Genomic DNA, 16,195 nt, shown 5'->3' with positions numbered 1-16,195 from the left:
GGCGGATCGGCCCAAGGCGGATCTGCCAAGGGTGGACCCGGCAGGCGGCTGGCGGACAGCGGGAGCATGGGGACGGAGACTAACACCCCGCAGCGTGTTCCCCTCAAGCCGGAAACGCCCTAGCTTGGCTGGCGTCATTTCCGGAGGAAGCAGCATGGGCGTCGAAGCAGTGATCTGGGATTTCGGCGGGGTGTTCACCTCCTCGCCCTTCGAGGCCTTCAATCGGTACGAGGCCGAGAAGGGCCTGCCCCGGGATCTGATCCGGACGGTCAACGCCACCAATCCGGACACCAACGCCTGGGCGCTCTTCGAGCGGGCCGAAGTCGATTCGGCGGGCTTCGACCGGCTGTTCCACGAGGAGAGCTCAGCTCTTGGCCATCCGGTACCCGGGCGCGAGGTCCTGCCCCTGCTGTCGGGTCACCTGCGGCCGGCGATGGTCGATGCCCTGCTGGCCTGCAAGGCTCGGTTCAAGGTGGGCTGCATCACCAACAACATGGCCTCCAGCCACTCGCCGGGCTCGGAAACCACCATGGTCACGGCCATGGGCCGGGTCATGCCGCACTTCCACGCCATCATCGAAAGCTCGAAAGCGGGGGTACGAAAGCCGGACCCGCGAATCTACCTGATGATGTGCGAGCAGCTGGAGGTCGAACCCGCCGCCTGCGTCTACCTCGACGACCTGGGGATCAACTGCAAGCCGGCCGCCGCCCTGGGCATGCGGGCCATCAAGGTGGTCAGCGAGGCCCAGGCCCTGTCCGAGCTCTCCGAGGCCACCGGACTTGCCTTCGGGGGGGCGGCATGACGTCCCGGGTGCGGATCGGCGCCATCGACGCCCTCGAGAAGCTACCGCTTTGGGGTGACCTGCCGGGCGACCGGGACGCCATCTCGCGCACCTTTGTTTTCGCGGACTTCAACGCCGCCTTCGCCTTCATGACCCGGGTCGCCCTGAAGGCCGAGCGGATGGATCACCATCCCGAATGGGCGAATGTCTGGAACCGGGTCGAGGTTACCCTCACCACCCATGATGCTGGCGGCGTCACCAGCCTCGACGCCGAACTCGCCGCCTTCATGGACGCCGTGGCGGCGGATCTCGGGGTCAGTTGATCAGGACGTTCAGCAGGACCAGGCGCGCGCCGGGGCCGCCGACATTCAGGTCCACCTGCTTCTGCAGGAGGGGCGCCAGTACGTCGAGGTCGGGGGCCTGCCCGGGTGCCAGGTTCGAGGTGTAGAGCGAAAGCTGCCGCGCCATGTCGGACCTGAGCCGGGGCTGTATCTGGCCGATCCGGGCCTGGAGCTTGGGGTCCTTCACGTCCACGCCGTTCTCCAGGGAGATCACGCCCCGGGTGCGGTTCCGGCGCAGGATGTTGGCCTGGATAAGGGGCAGTCGGATGAAGGTGGGCGGCGGTTTGGCGCCAATTCCGGACTCGCCCTCCGCCGCAAGGGCCGGGGCGGCGACGACAAGGGGCAGAAGGCTGAGGAGGCGTCGGCGGTTCATGACGTCATTTGTTACCGATTATGGTTAGCGATATCTTTACCGGAGGGGGCGCAGTCTATCGGAACGTCAAGAATCCGCTCGGAGACCTGAGTTGAACCGTTTCTCCACAGACGCCGGCGAACTGGAGGGCAAGACCGTCCTCGTGACCGGCGGGACCGGATCCTTCGGCCGCCGCTTCATCGATACTGTCCTCAGCCGGGCCGAGCCGCGCAAGCTGATCGTCTTCTCTCGGGACGAGCTGAAGCAGCACGAAATGCAGGTCGACATGGCCGAGCGGTTCACCCCCGAGCAGATGAGCCACATGCGGTTCTTCCTGGGCGACGTCCGTGACCGCCAACGCCTGACTCTGGCCCTTCGCGGGGTGGACGTGGTGGTGCACGCCGCCGCCCTCAAGCAGGTGCCCGCTGCCGAGTACAACCCATCGGAATTCATCCAGACCAACGTCCTGGGAGCAGAGAACATCGTCTGGGCGGCCCTGGCCAACCGGGTGAAGAAGGTCATTGCCCTGTCAACCGACAAGGCCTGCAACCCCGCCAACCTGTACGGGGCCACCAAGCTGGCCTCGGACAAGACCTTCGTGGCGGCCAACAACCTGTCTGGCGACATCGGCGCCCGCTTTTCTGTGGTCCGGTACGGGAACGTCGTCGGCTCGAGGGGCTCGGTAGCCCCCCTGTTCCAGCGCCTGATCGCCCAGGGTGCCCGGGATCTGCCGATCACCGACCCGCGCATGACGCGCTTCTGGATCACCCTGGACCAGGGGGTCGACTTCGTCCTCTCCTCCCTGTCCATCATGCGGGGCGGGGAGATCTTCGTGCCAAAGATTCCCTCGATGAAGATGACCGACCTGGCTGAAGCCCTGGCGCCTGGCCTGCCGTTCCGGGTCATCGGCATCCGGCCGGGGGAGAAGCTCCACGAGATGATGATTTCCGCGGATGACGCCCGGCATGTCGTCGACCTTGGCGACCGCTACGCCATCGAGCCGGCCTTCGTGGAGTTCTCGCGGGAGTCTTTCGCCAGTGCCCATCCCCTGGTGCCAGAAGGCTTTTCCTACGCCAGCGACACCAATGAGGAATGGCTGTCCCACGAGGGCCTCCTGCGATTGCTGGCCGGTCCCGGGGCCGGCACCACGCCCACGCCTACGCCCGCCGGAGCCTGAGATGACCTCCAGGGCCTTCCTGCCCTATGGCCGCCAGGACATCGACGAGTCCGACATCGCGGCTGTGGCCGAGGCCCTGAGATCTGATTTCCTGACGACGGGCCCCGGGGTCGAGGCCTTCGAGCAGGCCTTCGCCGCCGCGGTGGAGGCGCCCTTCGCTGTGGCCTGCTCCAACGGCACAGCGGCCCTTCACCTGGCCATGCTGGGGCTCGGCATCGGTCCCGGCGACCGGGTGGCTGTGCCCGCGACCACCTTCCTGTCCACCGCCAACTGCGTCCGGTTCGTAGGCGGCGAGGTGATCTTCACCGACGTCGACCCCGCCACCGGGCTGATGACACCAAAGACCCTCGCCGAGGCCCTGGACCGGGCTGGCCCCGGGCCCCTGAGGGCCGTGATCCCGGTCCACCTGAGGGGCGACGTCGCAGACCTTCCGGGCCTGGGGGCGGTCGCCTCCGCCTCCGGCGCGGTCCTGGTGGAGGACGCGCCCCACGCCCTGGGCTCGACGGCGGACTTCGGGCAGGGCCCCGAACCTGTCGGGTCCGGCCTGCGGTCCTCCGCCGCGACCTTCTCCTTCCACCCGGTCAAGACCATCGCCACGGGCGAGGGTGGCATGATCACGACCCGGGATGCGGACCTGGCTGGACGGATGCGCCGGCTTCGCAGTCACGGCATGGAGCGGCCAGCGGGGGGCGATCCCTGGCTCTATGAAATGCGCGAGCCCGGGTTCAACTATCGCCTGCCGGACATCCTCTGCGCCCTTGGCCAGTCCCAGCTGAAGCGCCTGCCTCAGTTCGCCGCCCGGCGACGCGAACTGGCGCGCCGCTACGCCGAGCGCCTGGCGCCCCTGGCGCCCGTCGTCCAGCTCGCGGATAGCCCGGCCTGGAGCCGCGCCGTCCTGCACCTGATGACAGTCCGGATCGACTTCCCGGCGACGGGCCGCAGCCGCCGCGCAGTGGTCGAGGCCATGGGCGCGGAAGGCGTGGGAACCCAGGTCCATTACATTCCCGTCAGCGCCCAGCCCTACTACGTGGCCCGATATGGTCCGCCGGACCTTCCCGGGGCCGCGTCCTGGTACCGGAGCGCACTTTCGCTTCCCCTCTTCCCCGCCATGGCAGACGCCGACGTGGACCGGGCGGTGGACACCCTGTGCCGCGCCCTTGGCCTGGGTTGATCCGTCCGCCCCATTGAGGCCACGGATCGGGGCGACTAAGGTTATCTTGGATTAAAGGACCGGCGAAAAGGACCCGACCCCGCAGATGGCCCGTATCACCCTCGTGGACGACGACGAGAACATCGTGACCTCTCTAAGCCTTGCGCTGGAGAGCCAGGGCCATACGGTCAAGGCCTACTTCGACGGCGCATCGGGTCTGGCCGCCCTCGAGAACGATCCGCCCGACCTGGCCATACTCGACGTCAAGATGCCGCGCATGGACGGCATGGAGGTGCTTCGGCGCCTGCGTCGCGCCTCGCACCTGCCGGTGATCATCCTCACCTCCAAAGACGACGAGATCGACGAGCTGCTCGGGTTCAACCTCGGCGCCGACGACTACATGCACAAGCCCTTCAGCCAGCGCTTGCTCATCGAGCGGGTGAAGGCGGTCCTGCGCCGGGCCAACGGCGGCCTGGGGGACGAGGACGACCCGGAGGCTGTAGCCCCCCGGGCGCTGAAGCGCGGCCAGCTGACCCTCGACCCGGCGCGGCACGACTGTCTCTGGAACGGCCTGCCCGTGAAGCTGACCGTAACCGAATTCCTGCTGCTCCAGGCCCTCGCCCAGAGACCCGGTTTCGTAAAGAGCCGAGACAACCTGATGGATGCGGCCTACGACGATCAGGTCTACGTCGACGACAGGACCATCGACAGCCACATCAAGCGGATGCGCCGCAAGTTCCGGGAGGTCGACCCCGATTTCGACGCGATCGAAACCCTCTATGGCGTCGGCTACAGATACCGCGAAGCCTGAGCCCGGTCGCCGGTGGTGGGCCCGGCCGCCGGCGTCCCGTCTCGGAAGGCTGATCCTCGCCCTCAACCTCCTGGGCCTCGCCGTCCTCATTGCTGGCGCCCTGGTGCTGAACGAGCTACGCCGGGGCCTGGTGGAGGCCCGGATCGACAGCCTCACCACCCAGGGCGAGCTGATGGCCAGCCTGATCGACCAGGCGGCGACGGTCGGTGAGCCCGTCCCGGCCCTCGAGGCCGCCCGGGCCAGCGAGATTCTCCAGCTTCTTGCCAATCCCGGCGTCCAGAGGGCGCGGCTCTTCGACCGCCAGGGGCAGGTGATCGCCGACAGCGACTGGATCGCCAACCGGGTGGAGGAGGGAATCCTGCCCCCAGCCCGTCCGAGAGGGGGGCCTGCCCCCCCGGCGACCTCCGGCAAGCCCCGAGCCTCGCCGGGGCAGACCGCGCTCCGGGCTGAGATTGCCGGCGCACTCGAGGGGCGCAGGGTGGCGGGCGTCCGCCGCGCCGATCCTGCGGGGCGGGTGGTCTCGGTCTCTTTCCCCATCCGCCATGTCCAGGCCGTTCTGGGGGTCCTGACGGTCGAGGCCGGTGACGTGGACAGCATCATCGCCCGCCAGAGGGCCGCCCTGGTGCCTTTCATCCTGCTCTCCATCGGCGTCACCCTCTTGTCCTCAGCCCTCTTGACCCGCCTGGTGGCCCTGCCCGTCCGGCGCCTGGCGCGCGCCGCCGACCGGGTGCGGCTGTCCCGGGTCCGGTCCATCTCCCTCCCCGACCTGGCCAGGCGAGGCGACGAGCTTGGCGACCTGACACGGTCCCTCGAGGCCATGACGGACGCCCAGTCCGAGCGGATGGGCGCCATCGAGCGCTTCGCCGCGGACGTGGCCCATGAAATCCGCAATCCGCTCACATCCCTTCGCTCGGCGGTGGAGACCCTGGATCTGGTGTCCGACCCCGACGCCCGAGCCCGGCTGCAGGGGGTGATCCAGCAGGACGTGCAGCGCATGGACCGCCTCGTCACCGACATCTCCAACGCCTCGCGGCTGGATGCAGAACTGTCCCGGGAGGCACCCCAGACCTTCGACCTGGGTCGCCTCCTCGATGAGTTGGCAGGGGCTTACGGCGACGCCCGCCGGGAAGGGGACCCGGAGGTCCTTTTGTCCCGGCCCGAGGGCGAGACCCCAGTCCTCGGACGGGAAGGCCCGCTCGGCCAGGTGTTCCGGAACCTCATCGAAAACGCCCGTTCCTTCAGTCCGCCGGGCGGTTCGGTCCGGCTGTTCCTGACACGGGAGGCCGGGATCACCGAGGTTCGTATCGAGGATGACGGACCCGGCATACCGCCGGAGAACCTGGAGACGGTCTTCGAGCGCTTCTACACCTCCCGGCCCAGGGGTTCGGCCTTCGGCGGCAATTCAGGCCTGGGCCTGTCCATCGCCCGCCAGATCGTGGAGGCCCAGGGCGGGACCCTCCGGGCCGAGAACCGCGTGGGCGAGGCCGGTGAGCGCACCGGCGCCTGCTTCCGGGTCCACCTGCCCCCTCGCCCAGCGTCATGAGACGGGTCCCATGAGCGAGATCCTGCACGCTGGCCTGATCGCCCTGAGGTCGGGCGGGCGCTGGCGGGGCGCCCTCGTGTTTGGTCCCTCGGGTAGCGGCAAGAGCGACCTCGCCCTGAGAGCCCTGAACCTGGGATTCCGCCTGGTTGCCGACGACCGCACCCTGGTCTGGACGAGCGGCGGACGCCTCTTCGGCAGGGCACCAGACGTCCTGCGCGGCAAGCTCGAGATCCGGGGTGCCGGAGTCGTGCGCCTGCCCTGCCTGGACCTTTGCCGAATCGACCTTGCGGTGACGTCAGGGGAGCCTGAGCGGATGCCTGAGCGGGAGGCCGTTTCGGTGCTGGGGCTGGATGCGCCGCAACTTCGGCTCCGCCTGACCGAAGCCTCGGCGCCACACCGGATCGCAGATGCACTTTGTCGGCTTGGAGCGGACAAGGAAGAGTCGTATCAAGTTGGCCTTCCGGTGCCTGCGGCGCCCGTACAGGGTGAGAACTCCCCTTGAGAGCCTTCCCATGATCGGCCTTGTCATCGTGACCCACGGTCGCCTGGCCGATGAGTTCCTGCTGGCCATGGAGCATGTGGTCGGTCCCCAGTCGGGGATCGCAGCCATCTGTATCGGCCCGGACGATGACATGGAGCAGAGGCGACGCGACATTCTCTCTGCCTGCGGGCGGGTAGACGACGGGACCGGCGTCATCCTCCTGACCGACATGTTCGGGGGCACGCCTTCGAACCTCGCCATCTCGGTCATGGAGCAGACCCGGGGCGAGGTCATCGCCGGCCTAAACCTGCCCATGCTGATCAAGCTCGCCAGCGTCCGAAGCCGACTTGACCTCGCCGACTGCGTCGCCAAGGCCCAGGAGGCCGGGCGAAAGTACATCTCGGTCGCCTCCTACGTCCTGGCAGGGGACAAGTGACCGCCCGGGCCCGGGTCGAGATCATCAACAAGCGCGGGCTTCACGCCCGCGCCTCCGCCAAGTTCGTGAAGACCGCCTCCACCTTCGAAGCCCAGGTGCATGTCTCAAAAGATGGTGCCGAGGTCGACGCCCGTTCGATCATGGGCCTGATGATGTTGGCCGCCGGGCCGGGCTGCTGCATCGATATTGCCGCGGAAGGGGCTCAGGCGGATACCGCCGTCGCCGCCCTTGTGGCCCTGGTGGCCAATCGTTTCGACGAGGACGAATAGCCGTCCGAAGAGGGTTGTGATGCCCGAGGTGGAAATCAAGTTCGACTGCCCCCCCGACGCCATCGAGGCGGTGCTTCTGCGGGTCCTGCACGCCCCGCCCCACGACCGCGACCTCCTGTCTGTCTATTACGACACCCCCAAGGAAGCCCTCGCGGCCACGGGTGCCTCCCTGCGCCTGCGCTCCGAGGCGTCCGGCCGGACGGTCCAGACCCTGAAGACCGGACAGGGCCTGGCCCGGGACGAGGTCGAGGCCGAGGTTGCCCCCGGACACCTGAACCTCTCCTGGCCGCAGCTTGCCGGGCTGGGCCTCGCCGCCGTCGGCCCGGACCCGCTTACACCGCGATTTTCTGTACATGTGCGCCGGCGCAGCGGCGTGGTCGAGGCTGGTGCCTCCCGGATCGAGGCGGCCTTTGACGAGGGCGAGATCCGGGCGGGGGATCGCAGGGCGGCGGTCTGCGAGGTTGAGCTGGAACTCCTGGAGGGCGAGCGCGAGGACCTGCTCACCCTCGCGCGCCGACTTGCCGCCCAACTGCCCCTGACCCTCTCGCTCCGCACCAAGTCCGCCAGGGGCGCCGACCTGGCGGCGGACCGGCCCTGGCCCCGCCCTGCGCAGGTCGCCCTGGCCGGGGAGATAACCGCTGGCGAGGCCCTGCGGCAGGCCCTGCTCGGAAGCCTGGCCGAGGTGGCGGGCCGGACCCAGGATACAGCGAACGACCCCTCGGTCGAGGCGGTCCACCAGCTGCGCGTCGCCCTGCGGCGGATGCGAAGCCTGGCACTGGTCTTCCGCAGGCGGCTGGACGAGGCCCCGGCGGCGACGGTCCGCGCAGGGCTGCGCGACCTGGCCCAGGCCTGCGGCGAGGTGCGGGAACTGGACGTCCTGATGGCGATGGGGCCAGCCGGCCCGGCCCTCGACGCCGCCCTTTCGGAAGCCCGGCACCGGGCCGCCGCGGGCCTGTCCGCCAGCCTGGCGGCCGCACCTGCGCGGCTGACCCTGCTGGAGGGACTCATCCTGGTCGAGACGGGAGACTGGCCTGGTCTGGCCCGGAACGCCGAGGGTGCCGCGGAGGGGCTTGGCTCTGACCTTGACCGCCGCTGGCGACGCATCCGCCAGGAGGGCCAGGAAGCGGACGCCCTGGGGCTGGAGGACCTTCACGCCCTGCGCCTGCGCATCAAGGCCTTCCGCTACGCTCTGGCCGCCTTCGAGGCCCCGGACTGGGGACGGGGCGCCCTGGGTTTCGAGGCCGGACTCAGGAAGGCCCAGGACGCGCTCGGCCTGCTCAATGACGTGGAGATGGCGGAAGGTGTCCTTTCCCGGCTTGACCTCGACCCCGAGGGCCGCAGGGCGGCGCGAAAGCTCATATCGGGTCTCCGCCGCCGGGGCGACGAACGGCGGGCCCTGAAGGCTGTCGAAGAGCTGGTGAGTGGGCCCGCACCGCGCTTCACATAAAGAAGTCTTTATGTCCTGGTTGCGACCCGGCTCCGTCGGGGGTATAGGACCGTCGTGGCGGCGAGGGCCCGCGCGACAGGAATCCCGACATGACCGACTATGTGGTGAAGGACATTTCCCTGGCTGAGTTCGGCCGTAAGGAAATTGCGATCGCCGAGACCGAGATGCCCGGCCTGATGGCCGTCCGCGCCGAGTTCGGGGCCTCCCAGCCTCTGAAGGGCGCCCGCATTGCCGGCTCCCTGCACATGACCATCCAGACGGCGGTCCTGATCCAGACCCTCGAGGCCCTGGGCGCCGAGGTGCGCTGGGCCTCCTGCAACATCTTCTCCACCCAGGACCACGCCGCGGCAGCCATCGCCGACGCCGGGACCCCGGTTTTCGCCACAAAGGGCGAGACCCTCATGGAATACTGGGATTACGCTCACCGCATCTTCGAGTGGGCCGACGGCGGCTATCCCAACCTCATCCTCGACGATGGTGGCGACGCCACCCTGCTCTGCGTGCTCGGGCCCAAGGCTGAGGCGGACGCCTCGGTCCTCGACAACCCGCAGAACGAGGAGGAGGAAGCCCTCTACGCGGTGATGAAGCAGTACCTGAAGGAAAAGCCCGGCTTCTACACCGCCATCCGCAATGCCATCGGCGGCGTCTCGGAGGAGACCACCACGGGGGTCCACCGCCTTTACCAGATGGCCGATCGCGGCGAGCTGCCCTTCCCTGCCATCAACGTCAATGACAGCGTCACCAAGTCCAAGTTCGACAACCTCTACGGCTGCCGCGAGAGCCTGGTGGACGCGATCCGCCGGGGCACGGACGTCATGCTGTCCGGCAAGGTTGCCGTGGTGCTGGGCTATGGCGACGTAGGCAAGGGCTCGGCCGCCAGCCTGCGCAATGGCGGCGCCCGGGTCATCGTCACCGAGATCGACCCGATCTGCGCCCTGCAGGCGGCCATGGAGGGCTATGAGGTCCAAACCATGGACGATGTGGCGGACAGGGGCGACATCTTCGTCACCGCCACCGGCAACAAGGACGTCCTGACCGTCGACCACATGCGGCGGATGAAGAACAACGCCATTGTCGCCAACATTGGCCACTTCGATTCCGAGATCCAGATCTCGGGCCTGCGCAACTACCGCTGGGACAAGATCAAGGACCAGGTCCACCAGGTGGAGTTCCCGGACGGCAAGAAGATCATCGTCCTGTCCGAAGGCCGGCTGGTGAACCTGGGCAATGCCACGGGCCACCCCAGCTTCGTGATGAGCGCATCCTTCACCAACCAGACCCTGGCCCAACTCGAGCTGTGGACCAACGGCGCGGCCTACGGCAAGCAGGTCTACACCCTGCCCAAGCACCTGGACGAGAAGGTGGCCATGCTGCACCTGGACAAGCTGGGCGCGAAGCTGACCCAGCTGACCACGGACCAGGCCGCCTACATCAACGTGCCGGTGGCCGGGCCCTTCAAGCCCGAGCACTACCGCTACTAGGCCGCAGGCCGGACCGCACCCGTGCCGGTCGCCCTCATCCTGTCCAGCCATGTCGCCGGCTCGGGGGTCGGCGGCGGCCTGCAGAGTGCTGTTCTCACCCGCCTGGGGTTTCGCACAGCCCTTCTTCCCACCGTCCTCTTTGGGCGCCATCCGGGCCTCGGTTCCCCGGGGGGCGGTGCGGTGTCCGATGCGGTCTTCGCCGGCCAGGTTGACGGGCTGATCGCCTCAGGCCTGGCGGACCGGGCGGACCTGGTGATCACCGGATACTTCGCCTCTGCAGCGCAGGTGGCCGCTGCGGCCGATCTCCTGGACCATGTGGCGGCGCGCCGTCCGCAGGCCCTGCGCCTGGTGGACCCCATCCTTGGCGACGAGGACCGCGGGCTCTATGTCGCCCAAGCCGTTGCCGAGGCCCTTCCCCTGGAACTGGTCCCCCGCGCCAGCCTGCTGGCGCCCAATGCCTGGGAGCTGGAACGCCTCACGGGGATGCGGATTGCCGACGCCGCCGGGGCCCTCGCCGCCGCCCGCAGCCTGGGCCGGCCGGTCCTGGTCTCTTCGGTCCCGGCAGGGTCGAAGACTGGCGTCCTCTGGGCCGATGCGACGAACGCCTGGCTGGCGACCCACCCGCGCCTTGAGCGGGCGCCGAAGGGAACCGGCGACCTCCTGGCCGCCCTCTTCGCCGCCGGCCTGGTGGAGGGCGGCGACCCCCAGGCGGTGCTGGGATCCTCTGTGGGGACGCTGGCAGGGCGCCTGGCCAAGGGTCCCGAAGACCTGCTCGACGACGGGCCTGCGACGATCGCGCCCGGTGAGGTCTGGGGCGCTCCGGTGACGGTGCAGAGACTTTAGCCCCCTTATTTCAGGGCCTTGGCGGCCTTGTTCAGATCCGGGGCGTTGGGCGAGCGCATGGCAACGCCCGCCTCCATGCCGGCCTTCAAGGCCGCCGCGGCGCCCTCATGCGACATGATCTTGCTCATCACCGCCTGGCCGGCGCGGTCGAACCACTCGCGGTTCTCGATCACGAAGGCCCGGGAGTCCCGGTAGCCGTCCAGGAGACCGTTGATCTCGGGGATCACATAGCGCCCGACCAGGTCCCAACTGCGCAGGGTATTCTCGCGGTTGGCCCAGTCATGGACGAAGCCCAGCACCACGCCGAAGCCGCCGGCATTGGCCTGAAGCTTGCGGATGGCCGCAATGAGGTCGTCCGGGGTGCCGATGACGGCGGATGCGCCCGCGACGTCCACGGTCTGCTCGAGGGCCTGCTCGGGGCTGATGAAGGGCCCGGCACCGGGGCGCATCAGGGTGCCGACCTGGTACTCGTTGTGCCAGTGCATCAGGCCCTTGGCCGCCTGGGCCCGGGCTTCCTCGCGGGTCTCGGCGATGTGCCAGGACATGAGCACCCGCCAGTTCTTCCGGTCGATCGCCTTGCCCGACTTGGCGGCGGCCTGTTCGGCGAAGCCCCACTGGGTGGGCAGGGCCGCCAGGCCCGCCTCCGAGTTGGAGCCGATGGACAGGACGCCCAGGCCGTATTTTCCGGCCAGGGTCATGCCTGAGGGGCTGATGGAGGAGGCGGCTACCATCTCCATCTCTTCCTGGAGGGGCAGAAGCTGGAGCCGGGCGTCGCGCAGGGTGAACCACTCGCTTTCGTAGGTGACGCGCTCGCCGGCGAGCAGGCGCCGGATCACCCCGATGGCCTCGTCCTGCCGGTCGCGCTGGGTCATGGGGTCGATACCCAGGGTGTGGGCGTCGGAGGGCAGGGCGCCGGGCCCAGTGCCAAGGATGGCCCGACCGCCGGTCATGTAGTCCAGCTGCACCATGCGCTGGGCGACATGGAAGGGATGGTGGTAGGGCAGGGAGATTACCCCTGTGCCCAGCCGGATCCGGCCGGTGTGCTCGCCGACGGCGGCCAGGAACATCTCGGGAGAGGCGATCATCTCCCAGCCGGTGGAATGGTGTTCACCGACCCAGAACTCGTCGAAGCCTAGCTCCTCAAGCCGTACGGCGAACTTGATGTCGTTCCGGAACTGGAGCCTGGGATGCTCGCCGATGGGATGATGGGGTGCCAGGAAGGCGCCAAACTTCGTGCGGGCCATGGATTTCCTCCGGAAGTGTCGTGTCCTCGCCGCCGTCCTGCAGATCGGCGGTCCTTGCCCAACACCGATAGACCCGGACGCAGGATACGCAAGCGCCAGTCAGGCGCCGAGGCTCCGGGTCCGCCGCCAGAGGCCAAAGATGTAGGTCGCCGCCCCGGCCCAGATGAAGGCGAAGGAGACTGCACGCAGGGCGGTAAAGGCCTCGCCCTGGGCCAGTCCGATGCCGAAGCCGATGGTCGGGCCAATGAACTGCAAGAAGCCCATGGCCGACAGGGGCATGCGCCTGGCGGCCCAGGCGAACAGGACAAGGGGAATGGCGGTGATTGGCCCCGCTGCCAGGAGCCAGGCCGCCGCCGCAGGGGAATCGTCCATATGCCCCTGCCCAGTGAGGGTCAGGTGGGCCATCCAGAGCGCGCCGGGGACCGCCAGGAACAGGCACTCGACGAAAAGGCCGGTCTGGGCGTCGGCCTGCACCTGCTTGCGCACGATCCCATAGGCGCCGAAGGTCAGGGCCAGGATCACCGCCATCCATGGGAAATGGCCGAGGGCGAGGCCCTGAAGGGCGACCCCGATCCCAGCCAGGACAATGGCGCCAAGCCCCAGGATGTCGAAGCGCTCGCGGAAGATCAGGACCCCCGCTGCCATGTTGAGCAGGGGCGTCAGATAGTAGCCGAGGCTGCTCTCCAGTACCCGGCCAGAGTTGACCCCCCAGACATAGAGGGCCCAGTTGGCGCCGATCAGCAGGGCCGAGAGGGCAAGGGCGGCGAGCCGCCGGGGCGAGCGCAGCACTTCGGCCACCTGGCCGCCCTGCCGGGCCAGGAGCACGAAGACCCAGGCGATCAGGGTCCCCCAGACCGCCCGGTGAGCGAGAATCTCCCAGGAATCGGCACCCAGCCGGCCCATGGCCTGGAAGAACAGGGGCGCAAACCCCCAGATCAGGTAGCACAGGACGCCAGCACCGATGGCGGCGCGGGATGAGGCTTCAGCCGGTGAGGCGTCAACCGGTGAGGCGGGCCCCCCGGCCACCCCGTCAGCGATCGCCAATCAGGCCGCGCTCGGCGAGAAGCTGGGCGATCTGGATGGCATTGAGGGCAGCGCCCTTGCGCAGGTTGTCGGCCACGACCCAGAGGTTCAGGCCATGCTCCACCGTCGGGTCCCGGCGGATACGGCTGACGAAGACCGGGAACTCGCCCTGGACCTCCTTGGGGGTCATGTAGCCCTTGTCATGGCGCTGATCGATGACGATAAGGCCGGGGCTGTTGCGCAGGAGGTCGCGCGCCTCGTCCTCGTCCAGGGGCTCGTGGAACTCAATGTTCACGGACTCCGAATGGCCGACCATGACCGGTACCCGCACGCAGGTGACCGTGAGGGCGATCTCGGGGTCCATCATCTTGTGGGTCTCCCTCCACATCTTCTCCTCCTCGTCGGTGTAGCCGTCGTCGTTGAAGGCGCCGATGAAGGGGATGACGTTGAAGGCGATCTGCTTGGGGAATGTCTTGGGCTCCGACGGGCCGAGGACGAAGATGCCCTTGGTCTGGTCCCAGAGCTCATCCATGCCCTCCTTGCCCGCGCCAGAAACCGACTGGTAGGTCGAGACCACCACCCGCTTGATCCGGGCCCGGTCGTGCAGGGGCTTGAGGGCCACCACCAGCTGGGCGGTGGAGCAGTTCGGGTTGGCAATGATGTTCTTGCGGTCCGCCCACTCGACGTCGTCGGGGTTCACCTCGGGCACGACGAGGGGCACGTCCGGGTCCATCCGCCAGGCCGAGGAATTGTCGATGACGATGGGGCCGGCGGCGCCGATCTTGGGCGCCCATTCCTTGGAAAAGGTCCCCGACACGCTCATCAGTACCAGGTCCACAGTGGAGAAGTCGAACTGCTCGACGTCCTTGCACTTCAGGATCCGGTCGCCGAAGGAGACTTCGACGCCAATGGATTTGCGGCTGGCGATCGCGTGAATTGCATCCACGGGGAATTCGACTTCCTCGAGGATATTCAGCATTTCCCGGCCCACATTACCCGTGGCCCCGACGACGGCGACGCGATAGCCCACCTTTGTCTCTCCTTTACAGAACGGACGGTCCCCCTACGCCCGGCGCGCCCGGGGCGCAAGGCGAGGGCTTTTGCCGCGTTGCGGAAACTTCACTGGAATCCCATATAGTCGATAGCAAATCCGGTAGTCGGTGCCCCGAACTGAACCCTGCGAAAGACCACTGCATGACGCATTCGGAGCCGACGCGGCGCACTCTCCTGAGCGCCGGCGTCCTACTCGCGGTGCCCACGCCCCTTCTTGCTGCCACGCCTGCCAACAGGAAGCTGGTCTTCGCCGTCCTGCGCAATGGCGAGCGGATCGGCGAGCACCGCATGACCTTCTCCGGCGACGCGAAATCTCCCACGATCTCGACTGAGGTCGACATGACCGTGAAGCTCGGCTCGGTCACCGTCTACCGCTACCGGCATACGGCCCGGGAGGTCTGGGCGGACGGGCAGTTCGAGAGCCTGGAGACGGTGACCGACGCCACCGCCGGGGACCGGAAGGTCTCAGCCCGGAGGACGCCGGAGGGAGTGCGCATTCGTACCGGCCGCCGCGAGGTCCTGGCGCCCGCTGGAACCGCCCCCCTCACCCACTGGAACCCGAAGGTCCTCGGCGGGCGGCTCTTCAATCCCCAGGAGGGTGGCCTCCTGCGCATCACGGCCACGCCGAAAGGCCTGCGGTCCGTGACCCTGGCGAACGGTCGGTCGATGGAGGCCCAGGTCTGGACCCTGCGCGGCGAGGCCGAAATCGACGACTGGTACGACCGGGCCGGCGTCTGGACAGGCCTGAAGGGGCGCCTCCAGGACGGCTCGACCCTGGAATACCTCCGGGCCTGACGGGTCAGAGGGCGGCGAGCACCGCATCGCCCATCTGCACGGTGGTCAGGCTTCCGCCCAGGTCCCGGGTACGGGCACCGCCGTCCAGGGCCTGGACCACGGCGGCCAGTATGCGGTCAGCGGCCTCCGGGCGGCCCAGGGACCAGCGGAAGGCCATTTCCAGAGACAGGATGGAGGCCAGCGGATTGGCCACGCCCTGGCCGGCGATGTCCGGCGCCGAGCCATGGATGGGCTCGTAAAGGCCGGGCCGGCCAGCGTCGCCCAGGGCCGCCGAGGGCAGCATGCCCAGGGAGCCCGTCAGCTGGGCGGCGGCGTCGGACAGGATGTCGCCGAACAGGTTGTCCGTGACCAGGACGTCGAACTGGCGGGGGTCGCGAACGATCTGCATGGCGGCGTTATCGGCCAGGATGTGCTCGAGGCGGACGTCCGGGAACTCCCGGGCATGGAGGTCGGTCACGACCTGACGCCAGAGCAGGCCGGAATCCATGACATTCGACTTCTCGGCCGAGTGCACCAGGTTGCGACGGCCCCGGGCCAGCTGGAAGGCCACCCGCACCACCCGCTCGATCTCGGCGGTGGTGTAGACCTGGGTATCGACGGCCCGCTTGCCGCCACCCGGCAGGTCCTCGATGAACCGGGGCGAGCCGAAGTAGATGCCGCCCGTCAGTTCACGGACGATCATGAAGTCCAGCCCCTCCACCAGGTGACGCTTGAGGCTCGAGGCATCGGCCAGGGCCGGGAAGCAGAGGGCTGGGCGGAGGTTGGCGTAGACCTCCATGCCGGCCCGCAGGTTCAGGAGCCCCGCCTCCGGCCGCCGGTCGCGGGGCGCGCCGGCCCACTGCGGGCCGCCGACGGCCCCCATCAGCACGGCCCGGGCGGCCTTGGCGGCAGCCAGGGTCTCATCGGTCAGGGGCGTCCCGTGGGCGTCGAAGCTGCAGCCGCCGAACAGGGCCTCGGCGATGGACAGG

Annotated in this window: 18 protein-coding genes; 13 read left to right on the top strand and 5 right to left on the bottom strand. The window is 68.5% G+C overall.

Annotated elements, in window-relative coordinates; all coding sequences use genetic code 11:
• Positions 1 to 154: 154 nt before the first annotated feature.
• Positions 155 to 802 carry an HAD-IA family hydrolase gene (locus WCJ52_RS06120; protein WP_336902422.1) on the top strand — a complete coding sequence of 216 codons (648 nt, stop codon included), beginning with the start codon at positions 155 to 157 and terminating at the stop codon, positions 800 to 802.
• Entirely contained in the window at positions 799 to 1,104 is a 306-nt protein-coding gene (locus WCJ52_RS06115) for a 4a-hydroxytetrahydrobiopterin dehydratase (RefSeq protein ID WP_336902421.1), read from the top strand. The genes WCJ52_RS06120 and WCJ52_RS06115 overlap by 4 nt, the downstream gene beginning before the upstream one ends.
• Here the strand turns inward: WCJ52_RS06115 and WCJ52_RS06110 are convergent.
• On the bottom strand, positions 1,097 to 1,495 hold the full coding sequence (locus tag WCJ52_RS06110; protein WP_336902420.1) for a hypothetical protein: 399 nt from the start codon (positions 1,493 to 1,495) through the stop codon (positions 1,097 to 1,099). The two genes, WCJ52_RS06115 and WCJ52_RS06110, sit on opposite strands and share 8 nt — an antisense overlap.
• A 91-nt stretch (positions 1,496 to 1,586) precedes the next feature.
• Here WCJ52_RS06110 and pseB point away from each other — a divergent pair, with 91 nt between their 5' ends.
• The 10 genes from pseB (at position 1,587) to WCJ52_RS06060 (ending at position 11,112) form a co-directional block, all read left to right on the top strand.
• A complete protein-coding gene (gene pseB / locus WCJ52_RS06105; RefSeq protein ID WP_336902419.1) occupies positions 1,587 to 2,651 on the top strand; it encodes a UDP-N-acetylglucosamine 4,6-dehydratase (inverting) in 1,065 nt (354 codons plus the stop codon).
• A 1-nt stretch (position 2,652) separates the two neighbouring features.
• Complete coding sequence (pseC, locus tag WCJ52_RS06100; RefSeq protein ID WP_336902418.1) at positions 2,653 to 3,822, top strand: UDP-4-amino-4,6-dideoxy-N-acetyl-beta-L-altrosamine transaminase; 1,170 nt, start codon at positions 2,653 to 2,655, stop codon at positions 3,820 to 3,822.
• Positions 3,823 to 3,907: 85 nt separating this feature from the next.
• On the top strand, positions 3,908 to 4,612 hold the full coding sequence (locus tag WCJ52_RS06095; protein ID WP_336902417.1) for a response regulator transcription factor: 705 nt from the start codon (positions 3,908 to 3,910) through the stop codon (positions 4,610 to 4,612).
• Positions 4,581 to 6,155 (top strand): ATP-binding protein, encoded by a 1,575-nt coding sequence (locus WCJ52_RS06090; protein ID WP_336902416.1) that lies wholly within the window; start codon positions 4,581 to 4,583, stop codon positions 6,153 to 6,155. The genes WCJ52_RS06095 and WCJ52_RS06090 overlap by 32 nt, the downstream gene beginning before the upstream one ends.
• Before the next feature lie 10 nt (positions 6,156 to 6,165).
• Positions 6,166 to 6,657 carry an HPr kinase/phosphorylase gene (locus WCJ52_RS06085; protein WP_336902415.1) on the top strand — a complete coding sequence of 164 codons (492 nt, stop codon included), beginning with the start codon at positions 6,166 to 6,168 and terminating at the stop codon, positions 6,655 to 6,657.
• A gap of 10 nt (positions 6,658 to 6,667) precedes the next feature.
• The gene (locus tag WCJ52_RS06080) at positions 6,668 to 7,072 is read left to right on the top strand and encodes a PTS sugar transporter subunit IIA (protein WP_336902414.1); all 405 of its coding nucleotides are present in this window, start codon (positions 6,668 to 6,670) and stop codon (positions 7,070 to 7,072) included.
• A complete protein-coding gene (locus WCJ52_RS06075) occupies positions 7,069 to 7,341 on the top strand; it encodes an HPr family phosphocarrier protein (protein ID WP_336902413.1) in 273 nt (90 codons plus the stop codon). Before WCJ52_RS06080 ends, WCJ52_RS06075 begins: the two co-directional genes overlap by 4 nt.
• Positions 7,342 to 7,360: 19 nt before the next feature.
• Positions 7,361 to 8,788 (top strand): CHAD domain-containing protein, encoded by a 1,428-nt coding sequence (locus tag WCJ52_RS06070; protein ID WP_336902412.1) that lies wholly within the window; start codon positions 7,361 to 7,363, stop codon positions 8,786 to 8,788.
• An 89-nt stretch (positions 8,789 to 8,877) separates the two neighbouring features.
• A complete protein-coding gene (gene ahcY, locus WCJ52_RS06065) occupies positions 8,878 to 10,269 on the top strand; it encodes an adenosylhomocysteinase (protein WP_336902411.1) in 1,392 nt (463 codons plus the stop codon).
• 21 nt (positions 10,270 to 10,290) lie between these two features.
• A complete protein-coding gene (locus WCJ52_RS06060) occupies positions 10,291 to 11,112 on the top strand; it encodes a PfkB family carbohydrate kinase (RefSeq protein WP_336902410.1) in 822 nt (273 codons plus the stop codon).
• A 5-nt stretch (positions 11,113 to 11,117) separates the two neighbouring features.
• On the opposite strand, the gene WCJ52_RS06055 is transcribed toward WCJ52_RS06060, so the two are convergent.
• The 3 genes from WCJ52_RS06055 to WCJ52_RS06045 all read right to left on the bottom strand — a co-directional run bounded on the left by WCJ52_RS06055 (position 11,118) and on the right by WCJ52_RS06045 (position 14,409).
• Positions 11,118 to 12,356: an LLM class flavin-dependent oxidoreductase gene (locus WCJ52_RS06055; RefSeq protein ID WP_336902409.1), complete on the bottom strand. Its 1,239-nt coding sequence runs from the start codon at positions 12,354 to 12,356 to the stop codon at positions 11,118 to 11,120.
• Positions 12,357 to 12,455: 99 nt separating this feature from the next.
• A complete protein-coding gene (gene rarD, locus WCJ52_RS06050) occupies positions 12,456 to 13,400 on the bottom strand; it encodes an EamA family transporter RarD (protein WP_336902408.1) in 945 nt (314 codons plus the stop codon).
• Positions 13,387 to 14,409, bottom strand: coding sequence for an aspartate-semialdehyde dehydrogenase (locus WCJ52_RS06045; RefSeq protein WP_336902407.1), 1,023 nt, complete (start codon positions 14,407 to 14,409; stop codon positions 13,387 to 13,389). Before WCJ52_RS06045 ends, rarD begins: the two co-directional genes overlap by 14 nt.
• Positions 14,410 to 14,573: 164 nt before the next feature.
• On the opposite strand from WCJ52_RS06045, the gene WCJ52_RS06040 reads away from it, so the two are divergent.
• Entirely contained in the window at positions 14,574 to 15,227 is a 654-nt protein-coding gene (locus WCJ52_RS06040) for a DUF6134 family protein (RefSeq protein WP_336902406.1), read from the top strand.
• Positions 15,228 to 15,231: 4 nt separating this feature from the next.
• On the opposite strand, the gene leuB is transcribed toward WCJ52_RS06040, so the two are convergent.
• A partial coding sequence (leuB, locus tag WCJ52_RS06035) for a 3-isopropylmalate dehydrogenase (RefSeq protein ID WP_336902405.1) occupies positions 15,232 to 16,195 on the bottom strand: 964 nt, incomplete at its 5' end.

Source organism: Phenylobacterium sp., assembly GCF_037138395.1.
Taxonomy (GTDB): Bacteria; Pseudomonadota; Alphaproteobacteria; order Caulobacterales; family Caulobacteraceae; genus Phenylobacterium.
This window is presented reverse-complemented; position numbering and strand designations above follow the sequence as displayed.